The following is a 26,800-nucleotide window of genomic DNA, read 5'->3' on the forward strand; positions in this document are numbered from 1 at the left end:
ATTGCCCGGCGTGGTCGCCGGGGCAACGCTGAAGCGGGAGGTCGCCATGCCCGTGTTCACCATCGATGTTTCCCATCACGACTGGGCCGGCCGGGTCGAGCACGGCCTTCCCGGCCAGATCGGCTGGGCGAAGGCAAGCGCCGCCGGCATCCAGGCGATGTGTGCCCGCGCGACGTACGGCGATCCGCAGGGCAGCGGCGCGCAGGGTACGTTCTACGACACCCGGCACTTCGGCGACTTCGCGCAGGGCGCCAAGAGTGCCGGCTTCGCGCTTCGCGGGGGCTACCACAACCTCGTGCGCGGCGACCAGAGCTCGATCAACCGGCAGGTCGACTTCTTCCGGTCGGAGCTCGACCGGCACGACGCCAACTGGGCCATGCTCGACGTCGAGCGCTACGAGGAGCTCCTCGCCCACCACACCGAGCCCAGATTCGACGACGTCCGCCGGTTCGACGACCGGTGGGCCGCCGTGGAGAGCCGGGTGCTGGCGATTTACCTCCCGCACTGGGTCTGGGACGGGCACCTCGGCGCCCCTTCGCTGACCCAGCTGCGCGGCCCACTGGTCTCCTCGAACTACGGAGACAACCAGACGCTCCCGACGGCGCGCCTCTACGACCACCGCGGCGGCGACGACGGCAACGGCTGGAAAGCATACGGCGGCAAGACTCCGGCGCTGTGGCAGTTCGGCTCCCGGGCGCTCGTACCGGGTGTCAACGACTATCCGCACCGCAAGCACGACGCCAACGGCAAGGACATCGATCGCGGCACGGACATCAACGCGTTTCGCGGCACGTTCGCGGAGCTGCGGATGCTGCTGACCGGAGAGGACGAAGACGACGTGACGCTCGAAGAAATGATCAAGGTGCTCGCGGGCTTCCGTGGCGAGGGCAAGGCGGTGACCGCGGGCGGCGGCATCTTCATCCAGCCCCACCTGGCCTTCCCGCAGCGCGCGCTCAACGAGATCCAGGCCGCCCGGACCGAGATCGTCGGCCTCACCGCGGCCGTGCAGCACCTCGCCGAGGTGGTCGCCGCCGGCACGGGTACCAACCCGGAGGCCCTCAAGGAGGCGGTGCGGGCGGCCATCGACGAGCGGCTGCCGGCCATCTCCGCCGCGGTGCAGGACGCGATCGACGACGAAGACGAGGGTGTGCACAACGACGGCGCCAACGATCCGCTGGCCCGGCCGGATCCCGACGCCGCGCCCGCGGGGCGGCCGGTCGACTCGTAAGCTGGGCGGGTGAGTGATCCCATCCGCACCGCCATCATCGGTTACGGGCTCGCGGGCCGTGTCTTCCACGCGCCCCTGATCAGCGCCGATCCGGCATTCGAGCTGGCCGGCATCGTGACCGCCAATCCCGACCGATCGGCCGCGGCGGCCTCGCTCTACCCTTCCGCGCGCATATTCTCCACTGTGGACGATCTGCTCGCGGCCGGCGACATCGAGCTGGTCGTGGTCGGTGCGCCGACGCCGGACCACGCGGCCATCGCGACCCGGACGGTGGAGCGCGGGCTCGCCACCGTCGTCGACAAGCCTTTGGCGGTGCGGAGTGTGGAGGCGGCCGAGCTCATCGAGCTGGCCTCGCTTCGCGGCGTCCCGCTGACCGTTTTCCAAAACCGGCGGTGGGACGGCGACTTCCTGACCGTGCGCAAGCTCGTCGAGGCGGGTGCGCTCGGCGACGTGTGGCGCTTCGAGTCCCGGTTCGAGTGGCACAGCACCCGCCCTCGTCCACAGTGGAAGCAGGAGACTCCCGGTGTCGAGGGCGGCGGCGTGGCGTACGACCTGGGCGCGCACCTCATCGACCAGGCGGTGCGCCTCTTCGGGCCGATCGCCTCGTACTACGGCGAGCTCGACCGCCACCGCGACGGCGCGGTCAACGACGACGACAGCTTCATCGCGCTCACCCACACCTCGGGCGTGCGCTCGCACCTGGCGATGAGCAGCATGGTGGCGCAGCGCGGTTTCCGTTTCCGGGTGCTGGGATCGGAGTCCGGCTTCACGAAGTGGGGGCTCGACCCGCAGGAGTCGCAGCTGGCCGGCGGGATGTCGCCGCTGGACGACGGGTTCGGCGTGGAGCCGGTGGAGGCGTGGGGCAAGCTCGGGCGCGAGGGAGACGCCGTGCCGGTGGCGACCGAGCGGGGCGGATATCGCGAGTTCTACGCCCAGCTCGCGGCCGCGCTCCGGTCCTCCGCCCCGGTGCCGGTCGACCCGCGTGACGCGCTGGTGGCGATCGGCATCATCGAAGACCTTCAGCGGATGCGGGCGTAGCGCCCGGCACACCTATACATCGAGCTATGTCAATGCTAGGGTCTGGGATGGCCACCACCATGCCCTGGCTGTCGGGGTGGCCGGCGACCCGGCCACGCCGCCGCACGGCTCGCGCCCGGGCCTTTCCGGCCCTGCCCGCCCTCTTCCTGGCACGCGGCGAGCGCGTGCTCCTCACTCTCCACGGCGTGGTCGCCACCGACCGTGCCATCTTCTGCGACGGGCCGGACTGGACGCGGCTCGGCTGGGAGCAGGTCACCCGCGTCGAGCGGCACGAGCGCGGCCTGCTCCTCACCGCCTGGGCCCCCGACCTGCCGCCCCGCACGGTCGTCGCCGCCGAGCCCGCCACGCCGCTGCTGGCACTGGCCCGCGAGCGGATCGCCTGGACCACGCTGCTCACTACCCGCGTCCCGATCGGCGGCCACCCGGCGCGCGTCGCGGCCCGCCGCCAGCCCGGCGCCGGCACGCTGGTCTGGATCGTCGCCCTGGCCCCCGAGGTCACGCCGACGCCGGCGGTGGACGAGGAGCTGGCGGCGGCGCTGGCCCGGCTGGCGCGCGAGCTCAGCTGAGGGTCGCGCGCACGAGGAGTTTGGCGGCGGCGTTGGCCCGGCTGGCGCGCGAGCTCAGCTGAGGGTCGCGCGGACGAGCTCGCCCGGCGCCGCCCCGGCCTGGGCGACGACCTCGCCGGTCGGAGTGCGGACGCTCGACCGGCCCGCCGTCGTGGCGAAGTCGCCGCCGGTCGGTCCGGCGAAGCTGGCCACCGCCACCCACACGCCATGCGTGGTGGCGATGCGGCGGGCGCGCTCCTCCAGCACGTCGGGGCGGTCCTCGGCCACGCCCGCCACGTACGCGTCGATGCCCAGCGCCACCGTGTCCGCCGCGTGCTGGGGCACCCCCGTGTCCTTGCAGATCGCCAGGCCCAGGCGCCAACCGTCCACTTCGTACACTTCCGGCTTGGCGCCGGGCACGAAGCGGGCCGGCTCCCCGCCGGCCAGGTTGAGCTTGCGGTAGGCGACCGTCACCCCGCCGCCGTCCACGGCCAGCATCGCGATGTGCGGGCCCTCGATCGGCGCGCCCACCAGCGCCACGGATCCCCGCGCGGCACACGCCTCGACGAGCGGGGCGAGCCGCGGGTCATCGATGTCCACAGTGGAGGCTTCAAGCTCGTAGCCGGTGAGGGACATCTCCGGGAAGACCACCACCCGCGTGCCCGCCGCCCGGACCACCTCGGTGTGGGTGGCGACGTTGGCGCCCAGATCGTGCGACACGACGGGCGGCTGGGCGACGGCGATGGTCAGCGGCTGGCGCATGCGCCAACCCTACGAGATTTGAGCTACCGCGGCGCCCGTCGTGGTCGCTGTCCGTTGCTCCCGCGCCTCACCCATTCGCTGTTGGTCGCGCTCACCCCTTTGCCTCCGCCAGGAGCGCTCCGACCATCAGGATGGGGGGAAGTGCCATCCCGACACCCACAAACCGTCAAGAGCTGAGCATGCCAACGCCCGGGGCGCCATCGTTGAGTGCTGATCGGTGCGGTCGCCTGGGGCGCGGCGCCCCGGACCTTGGCATGCGCCAAAGCGGACGGGTCGATGCCCGTCGGGATGGCACAGCGGGTGGTGTGCGCGGGTCGCTCTCTGCGCGGTGCCGCACTCTTTCGATGCGGCGGCTTGGCCTTTGTCCGCAATGTCCGCACTGGGCCCGGCAGCGGTGAGCTTTGTTGCCGTGGGTAGTCGGCGCGATGATGTGACCGGCCCCGGTTTTCGAGATCTTGGAGAGTTAGGGCGCTATTTCAACCCTAACTGTCCTAGATCTGGAAAGTGCCCGCCCCGGCCGCCTACCCTGCGTTACCTCCGCGCCGTGCCTGCGCATCCGCGCCGTGCCCGCGCATCGCGCCGTGCCCGCGGATCCGCGCGGTGCCCGCGTCCGCGGTGAGGCGGCGCGTGCGCGGTGAGGCGGCGCGTGCGCGGTGAGCGCGCGGTGACCGCTGCCAGACGCGGAGGGTGAGGCCGCGGGAGCAGCGGTCTGGACCACCGCGGACATCGCGGTAGCTCAAATCTCTTTGTTCGGCTTTCCCCGCCGCCTGAGCCGACGTCTCACAGCAACGCTGCCAGGGCGGGGTTGTCGATGCCGGCGGCCAGCAGGCGGGCGGCGCCGAGCGCGGTCGGGTCGCCGAGGCGGTGGCGGTGCAGGTGTGCGCGCACCACGAGCTCGCCGAGGTCGCACCGCGCGGCCAGCGACGCCAGCGTGCCGGCGAGGGCGGCGGCCCGTTCGTGGTCGCCGTGTTCGATGGCGGTGCTGGCGGCGGCGTCCAGCACGTAGCCGTGCACCCACTGGTAGCGGTCCGGTGCGACGGAGCAGCGGCGCCGGGCCTCGACAAGCCACCGCGTGGCACCGGCGCGGTCGCCGCGGGCGGCGTGCAGGCGGCCCAGGCCGCGGGCGGCCATGCCCTCCCAGCACGGGTCGTCGAGCTGGAGGGCCAGCGTCCAGGCGCGTTCAAGGGTGTCGGCGGCGGTGTCGGTGTCGCCGGCGGACAGGTCGAGCTCGGCGCGGAGCGACTGCGGCCACGGCAAGAACGCCATCCACCGCTGCTCGTGGATCAGCGCCAGTGACGTGTCGAGGGCGGCGCCCGCCTGGCTGCGTTCGCCGCGCAGGAGGTGGGCGCGGGCCAGCACGGACAGCGACCAGGCCTGCTGCCGCGGGTCGCCGCCGCTCGCCGCCCGTTCCGCCGACTCGCCGAGCTGGGCGAGCGCGGTGGGGTAGTCGCCGCGGTCGGAGGCGTTCATGCCGCGTACGCCGAGGATCGCGGCCAGCTCGGCGTCGGTCTCGGCGAGCGCCGCCGCCTTGGCCAGCCACGCCTCGCCGGTGCCCCGCCGGCCGGCCTGCACCTCGACGAAGCCGAGCTGCCGGTGTGCGGTGACCGCGGTGGCGCGGTCACCGGCCCGGCTCGCCAGCTGGATGGCCTCCTCCAGGACGACGGCCCCCTCGTTGTCCCGCCCCCGTACGGCGTGCACCAGTGCGCCCCCCAGCGCGCACAGCGCCTGCCCCTGCACCGCGTCGTCGCCGGCCCGCGCCGCCTCGGTGACCGCGCGGCGCAGGCACTGGAGGCCCGCGTCGACGGCACCGGCGGCGATCGCGGCCCGGCCGGCCTCCAGCTGGCTGAGTGCGGCGGCCCGGCCGCTCAGCGGTGAGACCATCGCCGACTCCGGGCCCACGTCGGCCGCCTCGCGGAGCGCCGCCGACGCCTCGTGTCCCAGCTCGCGCCGCAGCAGGTCCTCACCGACCGCGATCTGCCGCAGGGCTGCCGCCCGGTCGCCGGCCACCGCGAGGCTGCGTACCAGCAGCTCGTGGTTGCCCTCTTCGAGCGGGTTGCGGGCGACGGCGCGGGCCGCGTATCCGACCGCCTCGCCCGCCGACCCGCTCGCCAGCAGCGCGACGGCCGCCTGCCGCAGCCGCGCCTCGACCGCCGCCGACACCCGGTGCCGCGCCACCAGCAGCCACGACTCGAACTCCAGGCAGGCCGGCAGGCTCACCCCGTCGAGCAGGTCGCCGCCGAGGGCGAGCAGCGGTGCCGGGTCGCCGTCCGGGTCGTCCAGCAGGCGTACGTCCACCGCGATCCCGTCGCCCAGCGCGGTGGCCACCGGATCGCCGCTGAACGCGCCGGCGCCCCCCAACGCGCGGCGCAGCTCGGCGAGCGTCCATCGCAGGGCGCCCAGCGGGTCGTCGGCGTCGGCGAAGAGCAGCTCGGCCAGGTGCCGCCGGCTCGGCGGCCGCTCGGCGAGCAGCAGGTAGGTCAGGAGCGCCCAGGCTTTCCGGCCGCGCGGCGAGCGCACCGGCTGGCCGTCCAGCTCGATGGCTGGCGGTCCGAGCAGCCGGATGGTGTACACGACCGGATTATCCGCGCACCACGCCGACGGATTCGAGGTAGTCGGCCGGAGCCGCCACCGTGCCGTCGCTGGCCCGGTTGAAGCGGACGGCCACCTCGGCCAGATCGATCGCGAACCGCTCGCGGTCCGCCTCCGGCAGCGCGCCGGCCAGCCGGGTGATCGGGCCGTAGAACTGCCTGAACCACTCCGAGAAGTGCACGGGGGAGTGGTAACGGAAGGTGTAGGTGCGGCCGGTGAGCGCCGTCCACTCCACCCGGTCGCCGAAGAGGGCGGCGAGGTGCTCGGCGGTGCCCCACAGAGTGGGCGGGCGGACGCCGGCCGGCGGCGGTGCCCACTTCGCGACGGTCTTGAAGAGGTCGCCGATCATGCCGGTCGGCGTCCAGCAGGCCAGTGCGATCCGGCCGCCCGGCTTGGTAACCCGTACCAGCTCGTCGGCCGCCCGCTGGTGGTCCGGCGCGAACATCACGCCGACCGTGCTCACCACCAGGTCGAACGCGCGGTCCGGCACGGGCAGCGCCTCGGCGTCGCCCTCCCGGAACGTCACGTCCAAATGCTCGGCCGCCGCCCGCTCCCGCCCCTGCTCCAGCAGGTTGGCCGCGTAGTCGACGCCGGTGGCCTCGGCGAACCGGCGGGCGGCGGCCATCGCCGCGTTGCCCTGGCCGCAGGCGACGTCCAGGACCTTCTGGCCGGCGCGCACGTCGGCCGCCTCCACCAGCAGCTCGGCGATGATCTGGAGGGTGTTGCCAACCCGCGGGTAGTCGCCGGTCTCCCAGCCCGCCCGCTGGTTCTTCTTGATCGTCTCGAAGTCGATGGTCGTGCTCGTCACGATGCTCCTCCTCGTGTGATCTATCCACCACAGGAGACCGGCCGACCGTGTGACGAGCCGTGTGACGCGACTTACGGATATCCGACAGCGCGTGCCGGCGCCTCGACCGTGACCACCTCGCCGCCGCGCGAACCGTCCGGCGGCCAGGGTGCCGTGGTGACGAACAGCGTGGTCCCCTCCGGCCCGCCGAGCACACAGGCGAAGGCACCCTGGTCGAAGCCCACCGTCTGGAGCACCTCGCCGCCCTCGCGCACCCGCACGCACCGCTGGCCGGGCACCTCCGCGAACCAGACCGCGCCCTCGGCGTCGAGGCAGATCCCGTCCGGAAACGCGCCGGGCAGATCGGCCCACACCCGCCGGTTGGCGAGGCTCCCGTCCTCCTCGATGTCGAACGCGGTCAGCCGGTTGCCGTACGACTCGGCGACGATCAGCGTGCGGTTGTCCGGCGTCACGGCCATCCCGTTGGGAAACCCGAAGTCGCCGGCCACCTCCCGCACGACCCCGTCGGCGGTGACCAGCGCGACCGTCCCCGGCGCCGGATCGCCGACACCGAAGTCGAAGCCGATGTTGCCGACGTACGCGTTGCCCCGCCCGTCGACGACCATGTCGCTCCACGGGTAAGCAGACAGCGGCGCCAGGTCGGCGTGCGTCACCCACGACCCGTCCGGCTCCCGGCGCAGCAGCTTGCCATCCCGCGACGAGACGACGAGGAAGCGCCCGTCCGGCAGCCAGCCAAGCCCCATCGGCATGCCCGGGACGCTCGTGACGATCTCGCTCTTGCCGTCGAGGTCGGCCCGCACCACCTCGTTGCCGCCCATGTCGGACAGCCACAGCCGCCCGTCGTGCCAGCGCGGCGACTCACCCATCACGAGACCGCTCAGCAACGTGTTCATGGTTTCTCTCCTCTCAGGTTGCCTTCCACCCGGGACGTAGAAGCCGCCGCACGGTTTTCGACACCTAGAGAAAGATTTGGGCTACCGCGATGTCCGCGGTGGTCCGGACCGCTGCTCCCGCGGCCTCACCCTCCGCGTCTGGCAACGGTCACCGCGCGCTCACCGCGCACGCGCCGCCTCGCCGCGCACGCGACGAAAGACCGAGCCGGCGATCCCTGCAAGCGGCATTGCGGACAAAACGTCGAGCGCGGCGGAAGAGGAAGAGAGCGCGCGCCGCGCACGGCATGGTCGGAGTACTCAAAGGGGTAACCCGTGACCAGCGGCGGACGGGTGAGGCCGCGGGAGCAGCGGTCGGGACCACGACGGACGTCGCGGTAGCTCGAATCTCTTTCTAGCGACCGACGAAGAAGGACGGCACGCGGGTCTGCCAGGGCGCCGCTTCCTCCAGTGCCGCCGCGACGCGGATGAGCAGGTCCTCGCGGCCGTAGCCGGCCACCAACTGGACGCCGATCGGCAGGCCCTCCCGGCTCTGACCGATCGGCAGGCTGATCGCGGGGTGGCCGGAGATGTTGAACGCGGCGGTGAACGGCCCGTACTCGAAGATCCGCCGCAGCCACGAGCGGGCGGTGTGGTCCGGGTTGTTGTAGTCGAGCGTGCCGTGCGGTGCGGGCAGCTGGGCGAGCGTGGGCGTGACGAGCAGGTCGTACCGGCCGAGGAAGAGGCCGACCGGGCGGGTCACCCGGTGCTGGGCGTCGACCGCGGCCAGCAGGTCGAGCGCGCTCGCCGCCTCGGTCTCGGCCACCACCCGCCGGGCCACCGCCTCCATCAGCGAGGCGTCGGGGCGTCGGGGCGCGCGCAGGATGGCGCCGCCGGTGCCGTACACGCCGAGCATCGCGGCCTCGACCAGGTCGTCCGCGTCGAGGGGCGGGCTCGACGGGGTGACCTGGTGTCCGAGCAGCTCCAGCACCTTGGCGGCCGTCTCGGTGACCTCGGCGACCTGTGGGTCCACCGCCACGCCGGACCAGGCGGCGGTCGTCAGCGCCACCCGCAGGCGGCCCGGGTCGGCGCCCACCTCCTCGGCGTACGGGCGGGCCGGCGGGGGAGCGAAGTACTTGTCGGCGATCGGCGGCGCGCTCACCGCGTCGAGCAGGTGGGCGGCGTCGCGCACGGTGCGGGCCAGGCCGAACTCGACGATCAGGCCGAAGCCGACCTCGCCGGCGTACGGTCCCGAGGGGGTGCGGCCGCGGCTGGGTTTGAGGCCGACGAGCCCGCAGCAGGCGGCCGGGATGCGGATCGAGCCGCCGCCGTCGTTGCCGTGTGCCAGTGGCACCGCGCCGGCGGCGACGAGTGCGGCCGCGCCGCCGCTCGAGCCTCCCACGCCGCGCGCGAGGTCCCACGGGTTGCGGGTGGCGCCGTGCAGTGCCGACTCGGTGGCGAAGCTGAGTCCCAGCTCGGGCGCGGTGGTCTGGCCGAGCGTGGCGAGCCCGGCGGCGCGGAATCGGGCCATCAGGTCGTGGTCGACCAGTGCGGTGGCGCCGCGGATGCTCCGGCTGCCCAGCGCGAACGGCACCCCGCGCGCGAACGGGCCGCTGTCCTTGACGACGAACGGCACGCCGCCGAACGGGCCGTCCGCCTCGTGCTCCAGCGCGGGCGCGAAGAGCGGGAGGGTGAGCGCGTTGAGCTCGGCGCCGGCGGTCTCCAGGGCCTCGCGTGCCACCTCCTCGACCTCGGCGGCGCTCACCTCGCCGGACCGGATCAGCGCGCGCAGGCCGACCCCGTCGAGCGCGGCGTACTCGCGAAGCTTCACGGCGAGTAGGCCGCGGCGAGCTTGTCCATCGTGGCGTCGAAGCGGGGGTCGACCTTGCGGCGGGCCGGGTCTTCGTCGTACCAGGCGACGATCTCGCGGGCGCCCTGGTGGAAGGGGATCGTGGCCACGAAGCCCGGCACGAGCGAGCGGAGCTTCGCGTTGTCGAACACCATCGAGTGGGCCTTGTCGCCGAGCAGCCCGGCGCCCCACTCGGGGTCGGCCGCGGCGATCGCGTCCGAGGGCACGTGCACGATCCGCGGCTCTGCGCCCGCGGCGGCGCCCAGCGCCAGCGCGATCTGGTCCCAGGTGAGCACGTCGTCCGAGGTGATGTGCACGGCCTCGCCGATCGCGCGCGGGTGGCCGAGCAGCGGCACGAAGCCGCGCGCGAAGTCGCGCGTGTGTGTGAGTGTCCACAGTGAGGTGCCGTCGCCGTGCACGACGACGGGCTTGCCCTGCCGCATCCGTTCCACGACGGTCCAGCCGCCGTCGAACGGGACGAGAGTGCGGTCGTACGTGTGCGAGGGGCGCACGATCGTGGCCGGGAAGCCGCTGTCCCGGTACGCCGCGACGAGCAGGTCCTCACAGGCGATCTTGTCGCGGGAGTAGCGCCAGAACGGGTTGCGCAGCGGCGTCGACTCCACCACCGGCACGCGGGCCGGCGGGGTCTGGTAGGCCGAGGCCGAGCTGATGAAGACGTACTGCCGGGTGCGGCCGGCGAACACGTCGAGGTCGGCCTGGACGTGCGCGGGCGTGAACGCCACCCAGTTGACCACCGCGTCGAACTCGAGGTCGCCCAGCGCGGCGGCCACCGACTCGGGGTCGCGCACGTCCGCGCGGAGCACGGTGGCCTCCGGCGGCAGCGGCCGGTGGGTGGTGGTGCCGCGATTCAGGACGTACAGGTCGATGCCGCTCGCCACGGCGAGGCGGGAGGAGGCGGAGCTGATGATGCCGCTGCCGCCGACGAAGAGCACCCGGAGATCACCCACGCCGCCACCTTAACGCCGATCCCCACCGGGAGTGCGAGGAAATATCATGTCCCGGATCTTGATCGCGAACCGTCCACTGTAGAGAGGAACCCCGATGGGTGTCACCCGCAAGGATGCGTTGCGAATTCTCGCCGGCACGGGGGTGGCCGCGGCCGCCGGTGCGCTGGCCCCTGGCGCCGCCGCCTCGGCCAGCGGGGTCATCCGCCGCGACGTGTGCGTGATCGGCGGCGGGGCCACCGGCACGTACGCCGCGGTGCGCCTGCGCGACCTCGGCCACAGCGTCGCGGTGGTGGAGCGGGCCGGGCGGCTGGGCGGGCACACCGAGACGTTCCACGACCCGGTGACGGGCGGCACCACCGACGTCGGTGTGCTCATCTACCACGACATGCCGCTGGTGAGGGACTTCTTCGGCCGCTTCGACGTGCCGCTGGTGCGGTACACCGGCCAGGGCGGCACGACCAACCACTACGTCGACTTCCGCACCGGGCTGGTGGTGCCCGGGTACACGCCGCCGGCGCCCGCCGCGTTGCCCGCGTACATCGCGCTGCTCCAGCGGTACCCGTACCTCGACCAGGGCTTCGAGCTGCCCGACCCGGTGCCGGCCGACCTGCTGCTGCCGTTCGGCGAGTTCGCGGTGCGGCACGGGCTCGAGTCGATCCTGCCGCTGATCTTCGGGTACGCGCAGGGCCTCGGCGACATCCTCCGGATCCCGGCCATCTACGTGCTGAAGAACGTCGGCCTCAGCGTGCTGAACAGCGTGCTCACCGGCTCGCTCCTGATCACCGAACGGCGGAACAACAGCGAGCTCTACGAGAAAGCCACCGCGTTTCTCGGCGCGGACGCGTTGCTCGGCGCCCACGTGACCAGGGTGCACCGCGGCCCGCAGGGCATCCAGGTGCTGGTGGCCACCCCGCACGGGCCGCGCGTGATCCACTGCCGCAGGCTGCTCGTCACCGCGCCGCCGCTGCTGTCCACTTTCGACGGTTTCGACCTCGACGGGACCGAGCGGGCGGTCTTCGGCCGCTTCCGCCACCACCGGTACTGGACGGCCGTGGCCCGCCTCACCGGTATGCCCGCCGGCGTCTCGCTCGTCAACGTCGGCGCGGACACCCCGTACCACCTGGCGCCGCTGCCCGGGCTCTACGGCCTCACCGTCACCGGCGTGCCCAACCTGTGGGGCGTCAAGTACGGCAGCACCGGCCCGCTGAGCGACGGCGCGGTGCGGGCGGCCATCGTCGCCGACATCCGGCGGCTGCGCACGGCGGGCTCGTACCCGGTGGAGCTCGACGGCTTGGAGATCTTCAAAGCGCACGTCCCGTTCGAGATGGTGGTGCGGCCCGGCGACATCGCGGGCGGTTTCTACCGACGGCTGTACGGGTTGCAAGGCCGAAACGGCACCTTCTACACCGGAGCCGCGTTCCACACGCACGACTCGTCGCTGTTGTGGCGCTTTACCGAGGAACTGCTGGCGTCTCACTTCCTTTCTTAGTAAAGTTTCCTTTTAGTTGTGATGCGGCCTGCCCTCTTGGAGCGTTTATGAAAATGCGCAAGCTCGGCCCGATGCTCATCGCCACCGTCCTGACCACCACCGGCCTCGTCGCGGTCACGCCGACCAGCGCGTTGGCCGCACCCACCGACTGCACGATCTCGTTCGGTCCCAACCGCACCGTGCAGAGCTACTGCGCGAGCGGCACCGGCGAGCACCGCATCCGCATGGTGCTGCGCCACTTCCTGCCCGAGGTAGGCCGCATCCCGGTCGAGGGCAACTGGGCGCCGGTGGGCGGCATCTCGATCACCGGCTACCCGCCGCACACCATCGAGAACGTCTGGGTCGAGACGCGCGGCTGACCCCTCCCAGGTGGACACCGGCCCGCTCAACGTCGAGCGGGCCGGTGTTTGCGTGTGCCCAGCACACTGACAAACCTGATGGAAGACCTCGCCTGGGTCGGGCAGCTCAAGCTGGCGCTGCTCGGCGTCGCCCCGCTCGGATACCTGGTCATGCTCGGTTGGTTCGTCGCCGGCCGGCCGTGGCTGCCTCGCCCGTCCGCCGCGACACCGGAGCTCGGACCGGAGCCGCCCGCCCTCGTCGCGATGATGTACAACCGCTGGCGGGTCGGCGACACCGCCATCGTGGCGACGCTGCTCGACCTCGCGGCGCGCCGCTTCGTGGAGCTGGACCAGGTGGGCGGCGAGACGGTCTTCCGGCCGCGCGACGCCGCATCCGGGCAGCTGACCACATCGGAGCGTGCGGTGCTGAGCTGGTTCACCTCCCGCACCGTGGCCAACCGGGGCGTCGGGATGGCCGCGCTGCGGCCGGCGAACGCCGCCGAGGCGAGGGCTTTCCGCCGCCGGTACGCCCGGATGGTCCGCGCGGAAGCCGAGGAGCGTGGCCTGTCGACCCGCAAGCCCCGCGAGATGGTGGAGTTTTCCCTCTTCCTCTTCGCGATGGTCTCGGCCGCCACGATCGTGCTGCCCGGCACCTATCTGCTGCTGCCCGACTGGCGGTGGTGGCTCGTCGCGCCGATCGCGTTCTTCGCGCTGTTCATCCTGCTGATCGTGCCGACGGGCGCGCCGATCGCCCTGCGCGACTGGAGCACCCCGGACGGGCGCGGCTCACTGTCGCGCTGGCTCGGCGTCAAGGCCTACCTCGACGCCACGCCGCAGCTCCAGGCGCTGCCGCCGGCCGCCGTCACCCTCTGGGGCAGATACCTCGCCTACGCCGCCGCGCTGGGCAGCGCACCCGTCGCGACCCGCACGCTCGCCGCGATCTGGACCGGCCAAGCGGCGCCGGCCGCGCACGCCGCCGCGGCGGCGGCCCTCGACAGCCCACCCATCCCGCCGCCCGAGCGGCACCCGGACCTCCGCCTGGGCGGCATCGCCGTCTTCGGCGGCGAGGTGGTCACCCCCGCGGGCACGCTGCGCCGGTCGCAGGCGCGCTGGAACGTGAGCCACACCGGCGCCGTCCGCCCCCGCCTGGACTCGGCGATGATCGTCCTGGTGCTGGCCTTCATGTGCATGTTTCCGCTCAACCTGCTGTACCTGCTGTTCGCGCTCGAACGCCGTTACGCCGGCACGGTGGAGGTCACCGTGGCCGGGCCGTCGTTCGGCTACACGACGCGCATCCCGTTCGACGGCGACGAGCAGTACACCGCCCTCAGGCGCGAGCTGGGTCGGGCGGACGACCTACTCGGCACGAAGCTCGCCCCACAAGTCAAGGAGCTGGGATCGCCTCCGTCGTAGTTCTCTACGCGGCCCCACCTGCGCCATCCTGACGCAGCGTCACCAGCTCATGGGTCGAGACTTCGTCGACCACCGCCTGGCGCGACCTCAATCCCCCGCCGGTTGCGCGTAGGGGGTGAGCGCGACCAACGGCGGACGGGTGAGGCCGCGGGAGCAGCGGTCTGGACCACGACGGACGTCGCGGTAGCTCAAATCTCTGTTCAAATAAGGGAAAGGCGACAAAGCGTCTAAAGGCGGCTCGCACGACGGACGCTGCGGTAGCCCTCCTGATCCTTGCTAGGTGGGCTGGCGGTCGACAGCAGTGATGACGCCGGTCAGGCGGTCGTAGCGGTACACCGTCGCCTGCCACGTCTCGGCCAGGACGGTCGTCACCAGCGCCCCCTGGTGTACGTCGTCGTAGCTGGTCAGCCAGCGCCACCGCTGGCCGTCGCGGAGTATGCGCACCGACCGGTCGAACCGGCCGCCGTCCGCGGTGATCGAGTAGCGCGGGCCGGCCGGCGGGTCGATGTCGAGGCCGCCGTCGGCACGGATGGTCAGTGTGACGATCAGGTTGCCCTGGGCGTCGTGGATCCGCGCCGGGTCGCCGACGTAGAACTTGCTGCGCCCCTGGCCCTGGATGTCCATGCCGTTGTAGAACGTGCGCCCCTGCGCGTCCATCCACAGGTGTGGCACGTGCGCCTTGGGTGCCCCGAACGTCAGCCCCGGGTAGTACGACAGGTGCCAGTGCGGCGGGTTGTCGAGGTGCAGCAGGTTGTTGGTCTCGAAGCCCATCAGCGCGAAGAAGTGCCCGCGCCGGCGCGCCTCGGCGGCCAGCCCCGAGTCCCGCAGGATCGCCTCGGTCGCCACCAGGTAGTTGATCGCGGCTTTCGCCTCTCCGGCGGGCCAGGGCACGCCGGCCCAGTAGCCGGCGGCGCGGTCCGGGTCGTTGTGCTCGATGCGCCAGTACACGCCGCTGGACGTGGCGCCGCTCGGGTAGCTGAACACCTGGAGCGTGGGTTGCGCGGCGTTCGCCGAGGCGGCGGTCACCGGCAGCGTGAACGTGACCCGCTCCGGGTCGGCCGGGTCCTGGGTGAGCGCGAGCCGGGTGTCGCCGGTGACGACGGCCGCCACGCGCTCGCCGGGCCACCGCACCGCGACCTCGATGCCCGTGCTGCGCGGCCCGCTCACGAACGTGTAGTACTCGGCGCGGCTGGCCACCTGGTAGTTCGTGCCGGCCACCGGCGTGTACCCGGATGGCAGCGTGATCTCGGGGGCGGCCGGCTCGCCGGGCGCGGCCCGGACCACCCGGAAGGAGGCGTAGGCGGTGGGTTCGGCGGCCACGGCCGGCTGGGCCGGGGCCAGGAGCAACGCGACGAGAAATAGGGCACGCACGGAGCGTGACGTTAAGGTCGCTCGATGAATCCCGGCTCAACACACGCCGACGTCCACCGTGAACAACGGTGGACGTCGGCGGGCCGCCGCTCAGGCGCGGGTGCGCGCCACCTGGGCGGTGACCGCCGCGGCCCAGGTCCAGATCACGATGCCGCCGGCCAGCATCCAGCGGTAGTCGTCGGTGGCGAAGGTGACGCTGGTCAGGCCGAGGTCCGCGACGACGGCGGCGACCGAGTACGCCACCCAGCCGCGCCGGCCCTCGGCGGCGAACCGGCGGGCGAACACGAACGCGGCGGCGACGAGCGCGACCGCGGCCACGGCCGGTGCGATGCCGTGCAGGATGCCGTGCCAGCTCAGCTGCTCGGGCGCGCCGTCGGGGGTGCCGACCGGAAAGCCGTACGCCGGGTCGGCGCTGAAGACGCCGCCCCAGACCAGGCCCACGCCGTACGTGCCGATCAGGATCGGGCCCCACGTGCCGGCCCGGCCGCCGCGCAGCACGCGCCGGAGGCCGAACGCGGAGGCGAAGGCCAGCACGCCGCAGGCGACGAAGTTCGTGGTCTGGATCCAGCCCAGGTCGCCGAGGGCGAGCAGGCTGAGCGGGTGCCGTCTGGGGTCGAAGCCGTCGCGGGTGAACGCCTGCGCGAGCACGCTGACGACGAAGATGGGCCCGGCCAGCACACCGGCGGTGAGCAGGGCGGTCGTGCGGCTGGGGCGGGCCACGGCGGTGGGGGTGGCGGCGATCTGAGCCATCGTTCGTTCCCTTCAGGAGGTCGGATGCAGGCTCAGACGGGTGGCGCGGGCCGGACTCATCGCCCGGCGGACGTCGATTTTGGAGAAGCCGCTTGTCAGAGGTCTCGGGTAGGTTGTGGGGCATCTAGGGCCGATGGGGGGTTCACCATGGGTGAGGCCACGAGCGTGGTGGGCGTGGAGTTGCGCCTGGACGAATACCGCACTGAGCTCAATGGCTACTGCTACCGGATGCTCGGCTCGGCCTTCGAGGCCGAAGACGCGGTGCAGGAGACGATGGTGCGCGCCTGGAAGGCGTACGACCGGTTCGAGGGGCGTTCGGCGCTCCGCTCCTGGTTGTACCGGATCGCGACGAATGTCTGCATGGACATGCTCGGCAGCGCCCAGCGCCGGGCCCGGCCGATGGAGCTCGGCCCGGCGTGGAAGGCGCGCGAGGTCACCGAGGTGGTGCCGCTGCCCGAGCAGGTGTGGGTGGGGCCGGTGCCGGACAGCCGCGTGGTGCCCGACCGCAGCGACCCGGCTGACGTGGCGGTGGCCCGCGACTCGATCCGGCTGGCGTTCGTCGCCGCCCTCCAGCACCTGCCGCCCAAGCAGCGCGCGGTGCTGATCCTGCGCGAGGTGCTGGCCTGGTCGGCTCAGGAGACCGCCGAGCTGCTCGGCCTCACCGTCGCCTCGGTCAATAGCGCGCTCCAGCGGGCCCGGGCCACGATCTCCTCGGTCGACCTGACCGGCGACCGGCTCGAGCCGCTCGACAAGGAGCAGAGCGACCTGCTCGCCCGCTACGTGAAGGCCTTCGAGGCGTATGACATGGCCTCGCTCGCCTCGCTTTTGCACGAAGACGCCACGCTCTCGATGCCGCCGCTCAAGTTCTGGTTCCGCGGCCACGAGGACATCCGCGACTTCATGGTCGGCCCCGGTGCGCCGTGCGCGGGTTCGCGGCTCGTCCCCACGGTGGCCAACGGGCTGCCCGCCTTCGGTCAGTACCGGCCGAGCGGCCCCAACGGCCGTCACGAGCCGTGGGCGCTGATCGTCCTGGAGATCTCAGGAGGCAAGATCGCGGGGATCAACTCGTTCCTCGACGTCGAGGCGGTCTTCCCGCTCTTCGGGCTCCCCAGCCGGCTCGACGACTTCAGCTGAGCCCACCAGCGGCAGCGCGTCGCTCAGGCCGGTGAGCAGGAGCAGGTCGCGCAGCCGCGGGTGCGCGCCGTAGAGGCGGATGCCGCACCCGAGCCGCCGCGCCATCAGCTGTAGGCGGGCGAGTACGTCGATCGTGTGCGCGTCCGGGCTGGTGATCGCCCGGACGTCGCAGATCACGACGTCCGCGGGAGAGTCCCGCACGATCGCGGCGAGGTGCTCGGACAGCACCGGTACGTCCGCGCGGCGGGCCGACGGGCCCACCACAAACACGGGCGCGCTCATGCCGACCTCCACTCGCCGGGTTGCGGGTACACGGAATGAGACCACCCGGCGAGCGGAAAGTCATCGCGCTGCGTGCGATTAGTTCGAGCGGCTCCAGGCGTCTGAACCCTCGACAAGAGCGATCACGATCAAGGGGGAACGCCATGAACCCGCAGGCCCTTCGGCAGCGGTTCGCCGGTCAGGTGCACCTGCCTGGCGAGCCCGGATACGACGAGAACCGCCGCTCCCTGAACCCCACCGTCGACGCCCACCCGGTCGCCGTCGTCGAGGCCGCGAGCGCCGCCGACGTGCGCACCGCGGTCGTCACGGCCCGCGCCCTCGACGTGCCGTTCTCGGTGCAGGCGACCGGCCACGGCACCCACACCGCCAACGACGGCGGGATCCTGCTCCGCACCTCCGGCCTGGCCACCGCGCTGGTCGACCCGGACCGGCGGATCGCCCGGGTCGGCGCCGGCACCCGGTGGGGCGCGGTGCTCGCCGCGGCCGCGCCGTTCGGCCTCGCCCCGCTCTCCGGCTCGTCGCCCGACGTGGGCGTCACCGGGTACACGCTCGGCGGCGGCGTGGGCTGGCTCGGCCGCCGGTACGGCTTCGCGGCCGACAGCGTGGTCCGCGCCGAGGTCGTGACCGCGGACGGCCGCGTGGTGACCGCCAGCGCCGACCGCAACGCCGACCTCTTCTGGGCGTTGCGCGGCGGCGGTGGCAACTTCGGCGTGGTGACCGCGCTGGAGTTCCGCCTTTACCCGGTCGCCGAGGTGTTCGCCGGCGCCGCGTACTTCGCCGCCGACAACGCCGCCGAGACCCTCGCCTGGTACCGCGACTGGGCCGCCACCGCGCCCGACGAGCTGAGCACCGCCGCGCTGCTGCGCCGCATGCCGGACTCGCCCGAGGTGCCCGAGGCGGTCCGCGGCCGGCGGGTGGTCATGATCAAGGCGATGTACGCGGGCGGCGCCGACCAGGCCCGGTGCCTGCTGCGTCCACTGTGGAACGCGGCCGGCCCGGTGCTGCACGACGACATGCGCTCGATGCGCTACGCCGACGCGGCGATGGGCGGCACCCCGGCCCGCTACCTCGACCTGTTCCCGTCGCTGCCGGACCCGGTGCTCCGCGTGCTGGCCGGCGCGCACGAAGACGGCCTCGCGTCCACCGTGGAGATCCGCCACTGGGGTGGCGCGATGGCGGCCCCCGGCACCGACGCCGGCCCGGTCGGGCACCGCGACATGCCGTTCTCGGTGATCGTCGACGCCTCGGTGCCGGCGCTCAACGCGGCCCTGCGCCCGTACGGCAGCGGCGGCTCGTTCCTCAACTTCCTCGCCGACCCGGGGCGCACCGCGAGCGCGTACACCGCGGAGAACCTGCGCCGCCTGCGGGGTGTGAAGGCCGCCTACGACCCGGACAACGTGTTCCGGGCGGGCCACAACATCACCCCTGACGTTCATCCGGCGTCCCGTTTGGCGGCACGCTGACCGCCGTACCGTTGCGGTCGTGGACGAGACCGCGACCGCGCCTCCACGGCCGGCCACCGGGGTGTGGCTGGCCGTGGAGTTCCTGGCCCTGTTCTTCGGCGTCGTGGGCGTGTACACGCTGGCCGGCAGCCCCGGCAGCCCGATCCCGTTTCTGGTGGTCGGTGCGATCGCCGCGTACGTCTACCTGCGCCGCCAGCGGGGTTTCGAGCGGCGCGACCTGACCCGGGCTGCCGCCGTGCCCGCGGCGCTGCCCGCGATCCTGGCCGGGTGGGCGGTGGCGGCCGTCGTGGGCGTGGTGGTGCTGGCGCTGGCCCAGCCGGAGCAGCTCTTCGAACTGCCCCGCGAGGAGCCGCTGATCTGGGCGATCGTGGTGGTCTTCTACCCGCTGCTCTCGGTGTACCCGCAGGAGCTGATCTACCGCGCGTTCCTCCTGCACCGGTACGCGCCGCTCCTCGGCACCGGCGCCGGGGCGGCCGCCGCGAGCGCCGCCGCGTTCGGCTTCGCCCACGTGATCTTCGGAAACGTGCTGTCGGTGGTGCTCACGCTCGCCGGCGGCTGGATCTTCGCCCGGCGGTACCAGAAGACCCGCTCGCTGCTGACGGTCTCGGTCGAGCACGCCCTCTACGGCGTCCTGGCCTTCACGATCGGATTCGGCGACCTCTTCTACCACGGCGCGGCGTGATCAATAGCCGCCGGCGCGCGGAGCGTGCAGCGCCGCGACCGTAGGCACCGGCGCGTCGATCGAACGCATGGCGCCGGCCCACCGCTCGAACGCCCGCTGCGCCTCGCCGTGCCGCCCCGCCACCCGCAACACCTCGACCAGCGCCCGGTGCGCCGGCTCGTCGTAGGCGTCGGTGACCAGCAGCCGCACCAGCGTGGTCGCCGCCTGGTCGAGGTCGCCCGCCCGCCGGCACAGCTCGGCCAGCTCGCGCAGTGCGCGCAGCCACACCGCGCGCGCCTCTTCGCGCAGCCCGTCGGCCCACTCCTCGTACGGCTCGTCGTCGAACGCGTCGCCCCGGTACGCCGCGTCGACCTCGGCGAGGATCTCCCGGGCCCGTTCGGGGTGGCCTTCGCGGGCCAGGCGCAGCCCGTGCGCGGCGTCGCGGAGCAGGTCTTCCACGTCCAGCGCCACCCGGCCGATGTCGAAGCAGACCCCGGCGGGATCCGCGCGCAGGTAGTGGTCCGCCGGCCGCTGCCGGCTCGGGTCCAGCACATTCCGGACCGCCGACAGGAGTACCGACAGCCGGTGCGCCGTCCGGGACGGCTCGTCGTCGGGCCACAGCAGCTCGCACAGCTCGCCGCGCGGCACCGGCCGTCCACGGCGGGCGATGAGGATCTTCAGCAGCGTGCGCGCCTGCCGGGAACGCCACGCCGGCAGCGGCACGGCCTGCCCGCCGACTACCACGTCGAAGCGCCCCAGCACGCGGACCCGCACCGGCGCCGCCTCCACCGGCGGCAGCGACGCACCCTCCACGGCCGGCACACCGAGGGCCACGAGGCGCCGCGTCGCCTCCCGCGCCGCCCACCGCTGCGGGCCGTCCGCCCCGGGCAGCCTTCCGAGGAGTACCCGCACGCGGTCGGCCGCCGGCTCCGCGCCCGCACGGCACCAGATCGCCTCCGCCTCGGCGAGCGCCGCGCGAGCGAGGCTCGCCTCACCTGTGACGGCGGCGGCGAGCTCGAGCGCCTCGGCGAGTACGTCGGCCTGGCGGCAGGCGCGGGCCGTCGCGACGGCTTGCTCCGCACACGCCTGTGCGCGTACCGGTTCGCCTGCCGCGAGGGCCACCCAGCCGCGTGCCATGTGCGCCTGCGCGGCGAAGCAAAGCGCGCCGCTCTCGGCGGCGTCCGCGGCCGCCGTGGCCGCGGCGACGGCGGCGTCCGGCTCGCCGCTCTCCACCAGCAGCCGGGCCAGCCCGACCAGCGCCGGTACCAGGATCTGGAGCTCCGCGTGCGCCCGCGCCAGCTCCGCGGCCTCCTCGAACGCGATCCGCGCCTGCTGCCGCCGCCCGAGGATCCGGTTGACCTCGCCGATGCCGTACACGCCCGGTGCGGTGCGGCTCAACCCCGCCCGGTGCGAGACCTGGATGGACCGTTCGAAGTGGAGGGTTGCCTCGTCGTAGCGGCCCAGCCGGGTCAGCGCCTCACCCGCGTTGTGCAGGGCGGTCACCAGCACCCCCGGCGGGCCGCCGACCTCGGCCGCCCGCACGGCGCGCGCGGCGACCCGCAACGCCTGCGGGTAGCGCGCGTCGCGGAGCAGGCAGTCCGCCTGGTTGGCCAGGATCCGCGCCTGCCGCACCAGGTCGCCCGCCCGCTCGGCCGCGGCCAACGCGCGCGCGAGGTGTTCGTCCCGCCGCACCCCCACGGCGATGTGCGCCGCGGCCAGGTGTGCGGCCGCCCAGCCCTGGTCGTCGCCCGCGACGGCGGCCGCGGCGAGCGCCTCGGCGGCGGCCGCACAGGCCCGCTCGGTCTCACCGAGCACGACGAGCACCGTGGCCCGGGAGGCCAGCACCTGTACGCCGTCGCGGTCGGTGGCGCTGTCGCTCCGGTCCAGCAGGTCGAGTGCGCCGCGGTAGTCGCCGCGCATGTAGTGCAGCATCGCCGCCCGCCAGGCCAGCGCGGCCGGCCACCGCCCGGTCCGCTCGGCCTCCGCGAGCAGCGGCGCGAACGCCGTCGCCGCGCCCGCCACGTCGCCGGCCATCCGCAGCGCGTCGGCCCGCACCAGGCGCAGCGGCGCGGTGCGCGCGCCCGCCGGGAGCGACTCCACCAGCCGGGCCACCTCGACCGCCCCGCCGGCCGCCAGCATCTCGTCGCCGTGCGCCGCCAGCAGCGCCGCCGCCCGCGAGGCCGCGCCGGCCGCCGCGAGGGTACGGGCCGCCGCCAGCGGGTAGCCGTTGTCCGCGTACCACTCGGCGGCCGCGATCCGGGTGTCCGCGGACCGCGTTGCCCGGCCCGCGCGGCGGGTCAGCACCGCCCGGAGCATCGGGACCAGCCGCAGCGTTCCCGGCCGGCGGACGGGGGCGGCCACCATCAGGCCGGTCGCGGCCAACCAGCGCAGCGCCTCCACCGTCCCATCCGGACTGTCACCGGTGGACGGTGTGAGCGTCGTGCAGAGGGCCTTCGAGACGGGGTCCAGGTCGGTGACCGCCTCCAGCAGCCGCGCCGCCGGGGCGGGCAGGTCGGCGAGCACCTGGTCGCGCACCCAGCACGCGCCCGCCGTGCCCGGCTCGGCGAGCGCGGCCAGCAGGTCTCGCCGGCCCACGCCCTGCCGGTCCAGGGCCGCGCCGGCCAGCTGCACCAGCGCGGGCCAGCCGGCGGTCAGCTCGTACGTCAGGTAGGCCAGATCGGTGTCGCCCACGCCGTGCTCGTCGCGGAGCGTACGGATCACCTGGTCGGGGGTGAGCGCGAGGTCGGCGGGGCCGCGGGTGACGGGCGGTGCGGGCAGCCCGGCCAGCACGGCCAGCGCATCCGGGTGGAGCGGGCGGCGCGCCGCCAGGGACAGGCGTACGTCGTGCAGGCCTGCCGCCCAGTGGGCCAGCCGCACCTGGTCCGCGTCGCCGAGGCGGCACACGTCGTCGACGCCGGCGTCGAGCGCGAGCGGCGGCTCCGCGAAGGCGGGCACCACCGCGCACGCACTCTCCAGCGCCGTCGTCTTGCCGTATCCGGCGGCGGCGACGAGCAGGAGACAGCGAGAAGGCGCCACGCACACACTATCGGCGTCGACGCGCCGGTCGCCCGTGCTCCAGTCGCGATGCCGACCCGACGTATCTACGGCGTGCGACGGCTCTCGGTTGCTCCCACCCGGCACCGGCGGCGATGATGCGCGGATGACCACCATGGGGGACATCGCCTTGCTGCGCCTCGTCGCGCAGCGGCTCGCCGGTCCGGGCCATGACACCGCGGCGGGCGCCGTACGGTGGCTGACCGCCGCCCAGGCGCAGGACCACGCCGGCGCGGTCACGTCCGTCGCGCTCCGCACCGCCGGGGGCACGCGCGCCGCGGTCGAGGCGGCCTTCGACGCGGGCGAGATCGTCAAGTCGTGGCCGATGCGCGGCACGCTCCACCTCGTCGCGGCCGAAGACCTGCCGTGGATCCTCACCCTCGGGGTGCCGCGGGTGATGGCCAAGGCGGTCGTGCGCCAGGCCGAGCTCGCGCTCGACGACAAGACCCTCGAGTACGCGCGGCAACTCACCCAGGAGGCGTTGGGCGGCGGTCGTTCGATGCGCCGCGACGAGCTCATCGGCGTGTGGGACGAGGCCGGTGTCACCCCGGCCGGGCAGCGCGGCTACCACATCCTGCGGCACTTGGCGATGACCGGCGTGGTGTGCTTCGGCCCGGTACGCGCCGGCGAGCAGCTCGTCGTGCTCGTCGAGGAGTGGATCCCCCAGCCACGCCGGCCCGAGCGGGACGAGGCGCTGGGCGAGCTGGCGCTGCGCTACTTCCGCGGTCACGGTCCGGCCACGGTCAAGGACTACACGCGCTGGGCCGGCCTCACCGCCACCGAGGTCAAGGCCGGCCTGGCGGTCGCGCGGCCCCTACTGGCCACGATCCAGGCAGGCGGCGTCGAGTACCTGATGGACCCGGCCACCCCCGACCTGCTCGCCGCCCACCGCAAGGCGGCCCGCGAGGTGCTGCTGCTGCCCGGCTTCGACGAGTACATGCTGGGCTACGCCGACCGCTCCGCGGCCCTCCCCGCCGAGCACGCCGACCGCATCGTCCCCGGCGGCAACGGCGTCTTCCAGCCCACCGTGGTGAGCGCCGGCCAGGTCGTCGGCACCTGGCGGGCGGCCGGCAAGGCGGGGCGGCGCGAGGTGGCGGCGACCCCGTTCACGGCGTTCACCCGGTCGGTGGCGGCGGCCGTCCCCAAGCGGTACGCGGCCGGCCCGTACCCCCGGTGATATCCTGGCCGGGTGAACGCGTCGACAGCCCAGGTGATGATGCCCCGCTAGCGGGGACACTCCGAGCTGCACGCACGAGGCCCCCGAGACGGGGCCTCTCTTCATGTCCGCGGGGCCCCGCTCCTACCCGCGAGGATCGCTAACGATGACCTACTACGTGACCACCACGATCCCGTACGTCAACGCCAGCCCGCACCTCGGCTTCGCGCTGGAGCTGGTGCAGGCCGACGTGCTCGCGCGGCACCGGAGGCAGCGCGGCGACGCGGTGCGCTTCCTCTCCGGCACCGACGACAACTCGCTCAAGAACGTGCTCGCCGCCGCGGCCGAAGGAGTGTCCACACAGGAGCTCGTCGACCGCAACGCGGGCGCGTTCGAAGCGCTGCGCGGGCCGCTCGGCCTCTCGTTCGACGACTTCATCCGGACCAGCCGCGACCCTCGGCATCGCCCCGGCGTGGAGCGGCTGTGGCGGGCCTGCGCCGAGTCCGGCGACCTCTACCGCAAGCACTACGAAGGCTTGTACTGCGTCGGCTGCGAGCAGTTCTACACGCCGGCGGAGCTGGCCGGTGGGCGCTGTCCCGAGCACGGCACCGAGCCGCAGCGGGTCGCCGAGGAAAACTGGTTCTTCCGCCTCTCCCGCTACCAGGACCGCCTCCTCGACGTGATCCACAGTGGACGGCTGCGGATCGAGCCGGCCGCGCGGCGCAACGAGGTGCTCGCGTTCGTCGCGGCCGGGTTGGAAGACTTCAGCATCTCCCGCTCGCACACCCGCGCGCGGGGCTGGGGCATCCCCGTGCCGGGCGACGAGGGCCAGGTCATCTACGTCTGGTGGGACGCGCTCGGCAACTACGTCACGTCGCTCGACTACGGCACCGGCGGCGCGGCGTACGACCGCTGGTGGGTGCGCGGCGACCGCCGGGTCCACCTGGTCGGCAAGGGAGTGTTGCGCTTCCACGCCGTGTACTGGCCGGCGATGCTGCTGTCGGCCGGTGCGCCGCTGCCCACGGACGTGCTGGTGCACGACTACCTCACCGCCGAGGGCCAGAAGATCAGCAAGTCGTCGGGGGCGGTGGTCGACCCGGTCGCGCTCGTCGACCGCTTCGGCGTGGACGCGGTGCGGTGGTGGCTGCTGCGCGAGGTGCCCCGCGTCGGCGACGCCGACTTCACGGTGGCGCGGCTGACCGCCCGCTACGAACGGGACCTGGCCAACGACCTGGGCAACCTCGTGCACCGAGTGGTCAGCATGGTCCACCGTTACCGGGGCGGGACTCCCCGCCGGTACCAGATGAATGAGGGTGACCCACTGGTGGCCGCGTGGCGCGCGGCGCCCGGGCGGGTGGACGCGGCGCTGGCGGATTTCGATTTTCGCCTGGCGACGGCGGCCGTGTGGCAGGTGGTGGAGGAGGCCAACCGGTACGTGGAGGAGGCCCGCCCGTGGCAGCTCGCGCGGAGCGACGCGGCGGCGCTGGACCAGGCGCTCGGCGTGTTGCTGGCCGCGTGCCAGGCGGTGGGCGAGCTGCTGGCGCCGTTTCTGCCGGAGGCGGCCGCGCGCGTCACGGCCCAGTGCGCCCCGGTCGACGGCCGCCTTCCCGAGCCACGTCCCCTGTTTCCACGGGTTGACGAGCCAGCAGTGCCGCCCGGAGGTTGAGGATGTGAGCGTGACGGACGGCAGCCGCGTGGACCACCACCACCGGTGGATGAGCCGCGCGGTCGACCTGGCCCGCCGCTCGCCGCACTCCGCCGCCGCCTTCGCGGTCGGTGCGGTGATCGTGTCCGACAGCGGGCGGGAGATCGCCTACGGCTACTCCCGGGACGACGATCCCCACGTTCACGCCGAGGAATCCGCCCTGCTCAAGGCCGCCGGCGACCGCCGGCTCACCACGGCGACCCTCTACAGCACGCTGGAACCGTGCACCACGCGGCGTAGCCGGCCGCACGCCACCTGCACCAGTCTGATCATCGCCGCCGGCATCCCCGAGGTGGTGTTCGCCTGGCGCGAGCCGGCCCTCTTCGCCGCGTGCGAGGGCGTGGCGATGCTGATGGCGGCCGGCGTGGCGGTGGTGGAGCTGCCCGAGTTCGCCCATCTGGCGCGGGCGGCCAACGCCCACCTCGGCCTCTGACCGCCCCGCCTCACACCGCTCGGCGGTAGCCGTACGTCTCGTGCCCCTTCGCGAAGCCCAGCGACTCGTACAACCGCCGCGCCGCCACGTTTTCCGCGTTGTGGTTGACGGTCGCGGTCGCCATGCCGGCCTCCGCCATGCGGGCCATGCCGGCCACCATCACCGCGCGGGCCAGCCCCCGGCGCTGAAACGCGGAGTGCGTGCCCACCGGCTCGAAGTGACCGGTCCTATTGCGACTGTCCATCCAGCACACCGTGAACGCCGCGATCCGCCCGTCGTCCGCCACCGCCACGATCTCGCGCGCCGGGTCGTAGCCGGGCTTCGCCATCACCTCGTCGCGGTACTGCCCGCCGGTCCAGTCGTCCGCGAACGACGTGTTGCGCGCCTCGGCAAGCCCGTCCGCGTCGTCGAACGTGGCGGCCCGGATCGTGAACCCTGCCGGCGGCTCCTCCGCCGGCAGCTCACCGAGCGGCCGCTCACGCACGTCGTCCCAGGTGCGAAAGCGCGCGAACCCGAGCCGGGTAAGCAGGTCGATCCGCGCGGTGTCACAGTCGAAGACGTCGGTGCCCACGTACGCCCCGGTGATCAGCCCGCCGGTCGTCGCGGCCGCGACGCGTAACATCTCCTCCTCGGCGGACGAGCCCCGCAACGCCGGCGCGGTGAAGACGTCGAACGCCTCGCCGAACCGCAGGTTGATGCCCAGCCCCACCAGCTCCGGCCCGTCTTCCCACACCTGGACCAGCTCACCGACCGGCCGGCGGCCGCGCAGGTTTTCGTAGACCCGGTGCGGCAGCTCGCCGATGTGGTCGTATCCGCACCGGCCCGCCTCCGCGATCCACCCCGAAAACGTCTCCTGGAGGGCCGGCATGTCGGCGTCACGGTAGGGGCGCATCCG

The 26,800-nt window shown here is 73.4% G+C and carries 23 protein-coding genes; 12 read left to right on the forward strand and 11 right to left on the reverse strand.

The features are described from left to right. Nucleotides 1-46: 46 nt before the first annotated feature. From AC5L36_RS18875 to AC5L36_RS18885, 3 genes are read left to right on the forward strand one after another with little or no spacing between them, the layout of a single operon-like run. Complete coding sequence (locus AC5L36_RS18875; protein ID WP_441217839.1) at nt 47-1,228, forward strand: GH25 family lysozyme; 1,182 nt, start codon at nt 47-49, stop codon at nt 1,226-1,228. 9 nt (nt 1,229-1,237) lie between these two features. Beyond that, a complete protein-coding gene (locus AC5L36_RS18880) occupies nt 1,238-2,266 on the forward strand; it encodes a Gfo/Idh/MocA family protein (protein ID WP_441217840.1) in 1,029 nt (342 codons plus the stop codon). Nucleotides 2,267-2,313: 47 nt separating this feature from the next. After that, entirely contained in the window at nt 2,314-2,832 is a 519-nt protein-coding gene (locus AC5L36_RS18885; protein ID WP_441217841.1) for a hypothetical protein, read from the forward strand. Between the two features lie 54 nt (nt 2,833-2,886). Here the strand turns inward: AC5L36_RS18885 and AC5L36_RS18890 are convergent, their stop codons facing one another. From AC5L36_RS18890 to AC5L36_RS18915, 6 genes are all read right to left on the reverse strand, one after another. Further along, nucleotides 2,887-3,573 carry a carbon-nitrogen hydrolase family protein gene (locus AC5L36_RS18890; protein ID WP_441217843.1) on the reverse strand — a complete coding sequence of 229 codons (687 nt, stop codon included), beginning with the start codon at nt 3,571-3,573 and terminating at the stop codon, nt 2,887-2,889. A gap of 780 nt (nt 3,574-4,353) precedes the next feature. Next, nucleotides 4,354-6,144, reverse strand: coding sequence for an AfsR/SARP family transcriptional regulator (locus AC5L36_RS18895; protein WP_441217845.1), 1,791 nt, complete (start codon nt 6,142-6,144; stop codon nt 4,354-4,356). Between the two features lie 7 nt (nt 6,145-6,151). After that, entirely contained in the window at nt 6,152-6,970 is an 819-nt protein-coding gene (locus AC5L36_RS18900) for a class I SAM-dependent methyltransferase (protein WP_441217847.1), read from the reverse strand. A gap of 71 nt (nt 6,971-7,041) precedes the next feature. Then, on the reverse strand, nt 7,042-7,863 hold the full coding sequence (locus AC5L36_RS18905; protein WP_441217849.1) for an SMP-30/gluconolactonase/LRE family protein: 822 nt from the start codon (nt 7,861-7,863) through the stop codon (nt 7,042-7,044). 391 nt (nt 7,864-8,254) lie between these two features. Continuing rightward, on the reverse strand, nt 8,255-9,670 hold the full coding sequence (locus AC5L36_RS18910; protein ID WP_441217851.1) for an amidase: 1,416 nt from the start codon (nt 9,668-9,670) through the stop codon (nt 8,255-8,257). Beyond that, a complete protein-coding gene (locus AC5L36_RS18915) occupies nt 9,667-10,656 on the reverse strand; it encodes an NAD-dependent epimerase/dehydratase family protein (protein ID WP_441217853.1) in 990 nt (329 codons plus the stop codon). Before AC5L36_RS18915 ends, AC5L36_RS18910 begins: the two co-directional genes overlap by 4 nt. 94 nt (nt 10,657-10,750) lie before the next feature. On the opposite strand from AC5L36_RS18915, the gene AC5L36_RS18920 reads away from it, so the two are divergent. From AC5L36_RS18920 to AC5L36_RS18930, 3 genes are read left to right on the forward strand one after another with little or no spacing between them, the layout of a single operon-like run. Then, nucleotides 10,751-12,145: an FAD-dependent oxidoreductase gene (locus AC5L36_RS18920; protein WP_441217855.1), complete on the forward strand. Its 1,395-nt coding sequence runs from the start codon at nt 10,751-10,753 to the stop codon at nt 12,143-12,145. Nucleotides 12,146-12,192: 47 nt separating this feature from the next. Further along, entirely contained in the window at nt 12,193-12,504 is a 312-nt protein-coding gene (locus AC5L36_RS18925; RefSeq protein ID WP_441217857.1) for a hypothetical protein, read from the forward strand. 54 nt (nt 12,505-12,558) lie between these two features. Then, on the forward strand, nt 12,559-13,896 hold the full coding sequence (locus tag AC5L36_RS18930) for a DUF2207 family protein (protein WP_441217858.1): 1,338 nt from the start codon (nt 12,559-12,561) through the stop codon (nt 13,894-13,896). Nucleotides 13,897-14,172: 276 nt separating this feature from the next. On the opposite strand, the gene AC5L36_RS18935 is transcribed toward AC5L36_RS18930, so the two are convergent. Next, nucleotides 14,173-15,267 carry a hypothetical protein gene (locus AC5L36_RS18935; RefSeq protein WP_441217860.1) on the reverse strand — a complete coding sequence of 365 codons (1,095 nt, stop codon included), beginning with the start codon at nt 15,265-15,267 and terminating at the stop codon, nt 14,173-14,175. A 90-nt stretch (nt 15,268-15,357) separates the two neighbouring features. Next, entirely contained in the window at nt 15,358-16,017 is a 660-nt protein-coding gene (locus AC5L36_RS18940) for a DUF998 domain-containing protein (RefSeq protein WP_441217862.1), read from the reverse strand. Nucleotides 16,018-16,164: 147 nt separating this feature from the next. Between AC5L36_RS18940 and AC5L36_RS18945 the strand changes: the two genes are divergently transcribed. Next, nucleotides 16,165-17,151, forward strand: coding sequence for a sigma-70 family RNA polymerase sigma factor (locus AC5L36_RS18945; RefSeq protein ID WP_441217863.1), 987 nt, complete (start codon nt 16,165-16,167; stop codon nt 17,149-17,151). On the opposite strand, the gene AC5L36_RS18950 is transcribed toward AC5L36_RS18945, so the two are convergent. Further along, the gene (locus AC5L36_RS18950; protein ID WP_441217865.1) at nt 17,056-17,433 is read right to left on the reverse strand and encodes an STAS domain-containing protein; all 378 of its coding nucleotides are present in this window, start codon (nt 17,431-17,433) and stop codon (nt 17,056-17,058) included. The genes AC5L36_RS18945 and AC5L36_RS18950 overlap by 96 nt on opposite strands. Nucleotides 17,434-17,576: 143 nt before the next feature. On the opposite strand from AC5L36_RS18950, the gene AC5L36_RS18955 reads away from it, so the two are divergent. After that, nucleotides 17,577-18,896 (forward strand): FAD-binding oxidoreductase, encoded by a 1,320-nt coding sequence (locus tag AC5L36_RS18955; protein ID WP_441217867.1) that lies wholly within the window; start codon nt 17,577-17,579, stop codon nt 18,894-18,896. 19 nt (nt 18,897-18,915) lie between these two features. Continuing rightward, nucleotides 18,916-19,578, forward strand: coding sequence for a CPBP family glutamic-type intramembrane protease (locus tag AC5L36_RS18960; protein WP_441217869.1), 663 nt, complete (start codon nt 18,916-18,918; stop codon nt 19,576-19,578). On the opposite strand, the gene AC5L36_RS18965 is transcribed toward AC5L36_RS18960, so the two are convergent. Then, nucleotides 19,579-22,593: an AfsR/SARP family transcriptional regulator gene (locus AC5L36_RS18965; protein WP_441217871.1), complete on the reverse strand. Its 3,015-nt coding sequence runs from the start codon at nt 22,591-22,593 to the stop codon at nt 19,579-19,581. A gap of 124 nt (nt 22,594-22,717) precedes the next feature. On the opposite strand from AC5L36_RS18965, the gene AC5L36_RS18970 reads away from it, so the two are divergent. From AC5L36_RS18970 to AC5L36_RS18980, 3 genes are all read left to right on the forward strand, one after another. Further along, entirely contained in the window at nt 22,718-23,788 is a 1,071-nt protein-coding gene (locus AC5L36_RS18970) for a winged helix DNA-binding domain-containing protein (RefSeq protein WP_441217873.1), read from the forward strand. 145 nt (nt 23,789-23,933) lie between these two features. Next, nucleotides 23,934-25,433 carry a methionine--tRNA ligase gene (locus AC5L36_RS18975; RefSeq protein ID WP_441217875.1) on the forward strand — a complete coding sequence of 500 codons (1,500 nt, stop codon included), beginning with the start codon at nt 23,934-23,936 and terminating at the stop codon, nt 25,431-25,433. 10 nt (nt 25,434-25,443) lie between these two features. Next, nucleotides 25,444-25,905: a deaminase gene (locus tag AC5L36_RS18980; protein ID WP_441217877.1), complete on the forward strand. Its 462-nt coding sequence runs from the start codon at nt 25,444-25,446 to the stop codon at nt 25,903-25,905. Nucleotides 25,906-25,915: 10 nt separating this feature from the next. Here AC5L36_RS18980 and AC5L36_RS18985 read toward each other — a convergent pair whose 3' ends face one another. Beyond that, entirely contained in the window at nt 25,916-26,797 is an 882-nt protein-coding gene (locus AC5L36_RS18985; RefSeq protein ID WP_441218234.1) for a GNAT family N-acetyltransferase, read from the reverse strand. Nucleotides 26,798-26,800: the final 3 nt, after the last annotated feature.

Source organism: Phytohabitans sp. LZ39 (assembly GCF_059359075.1).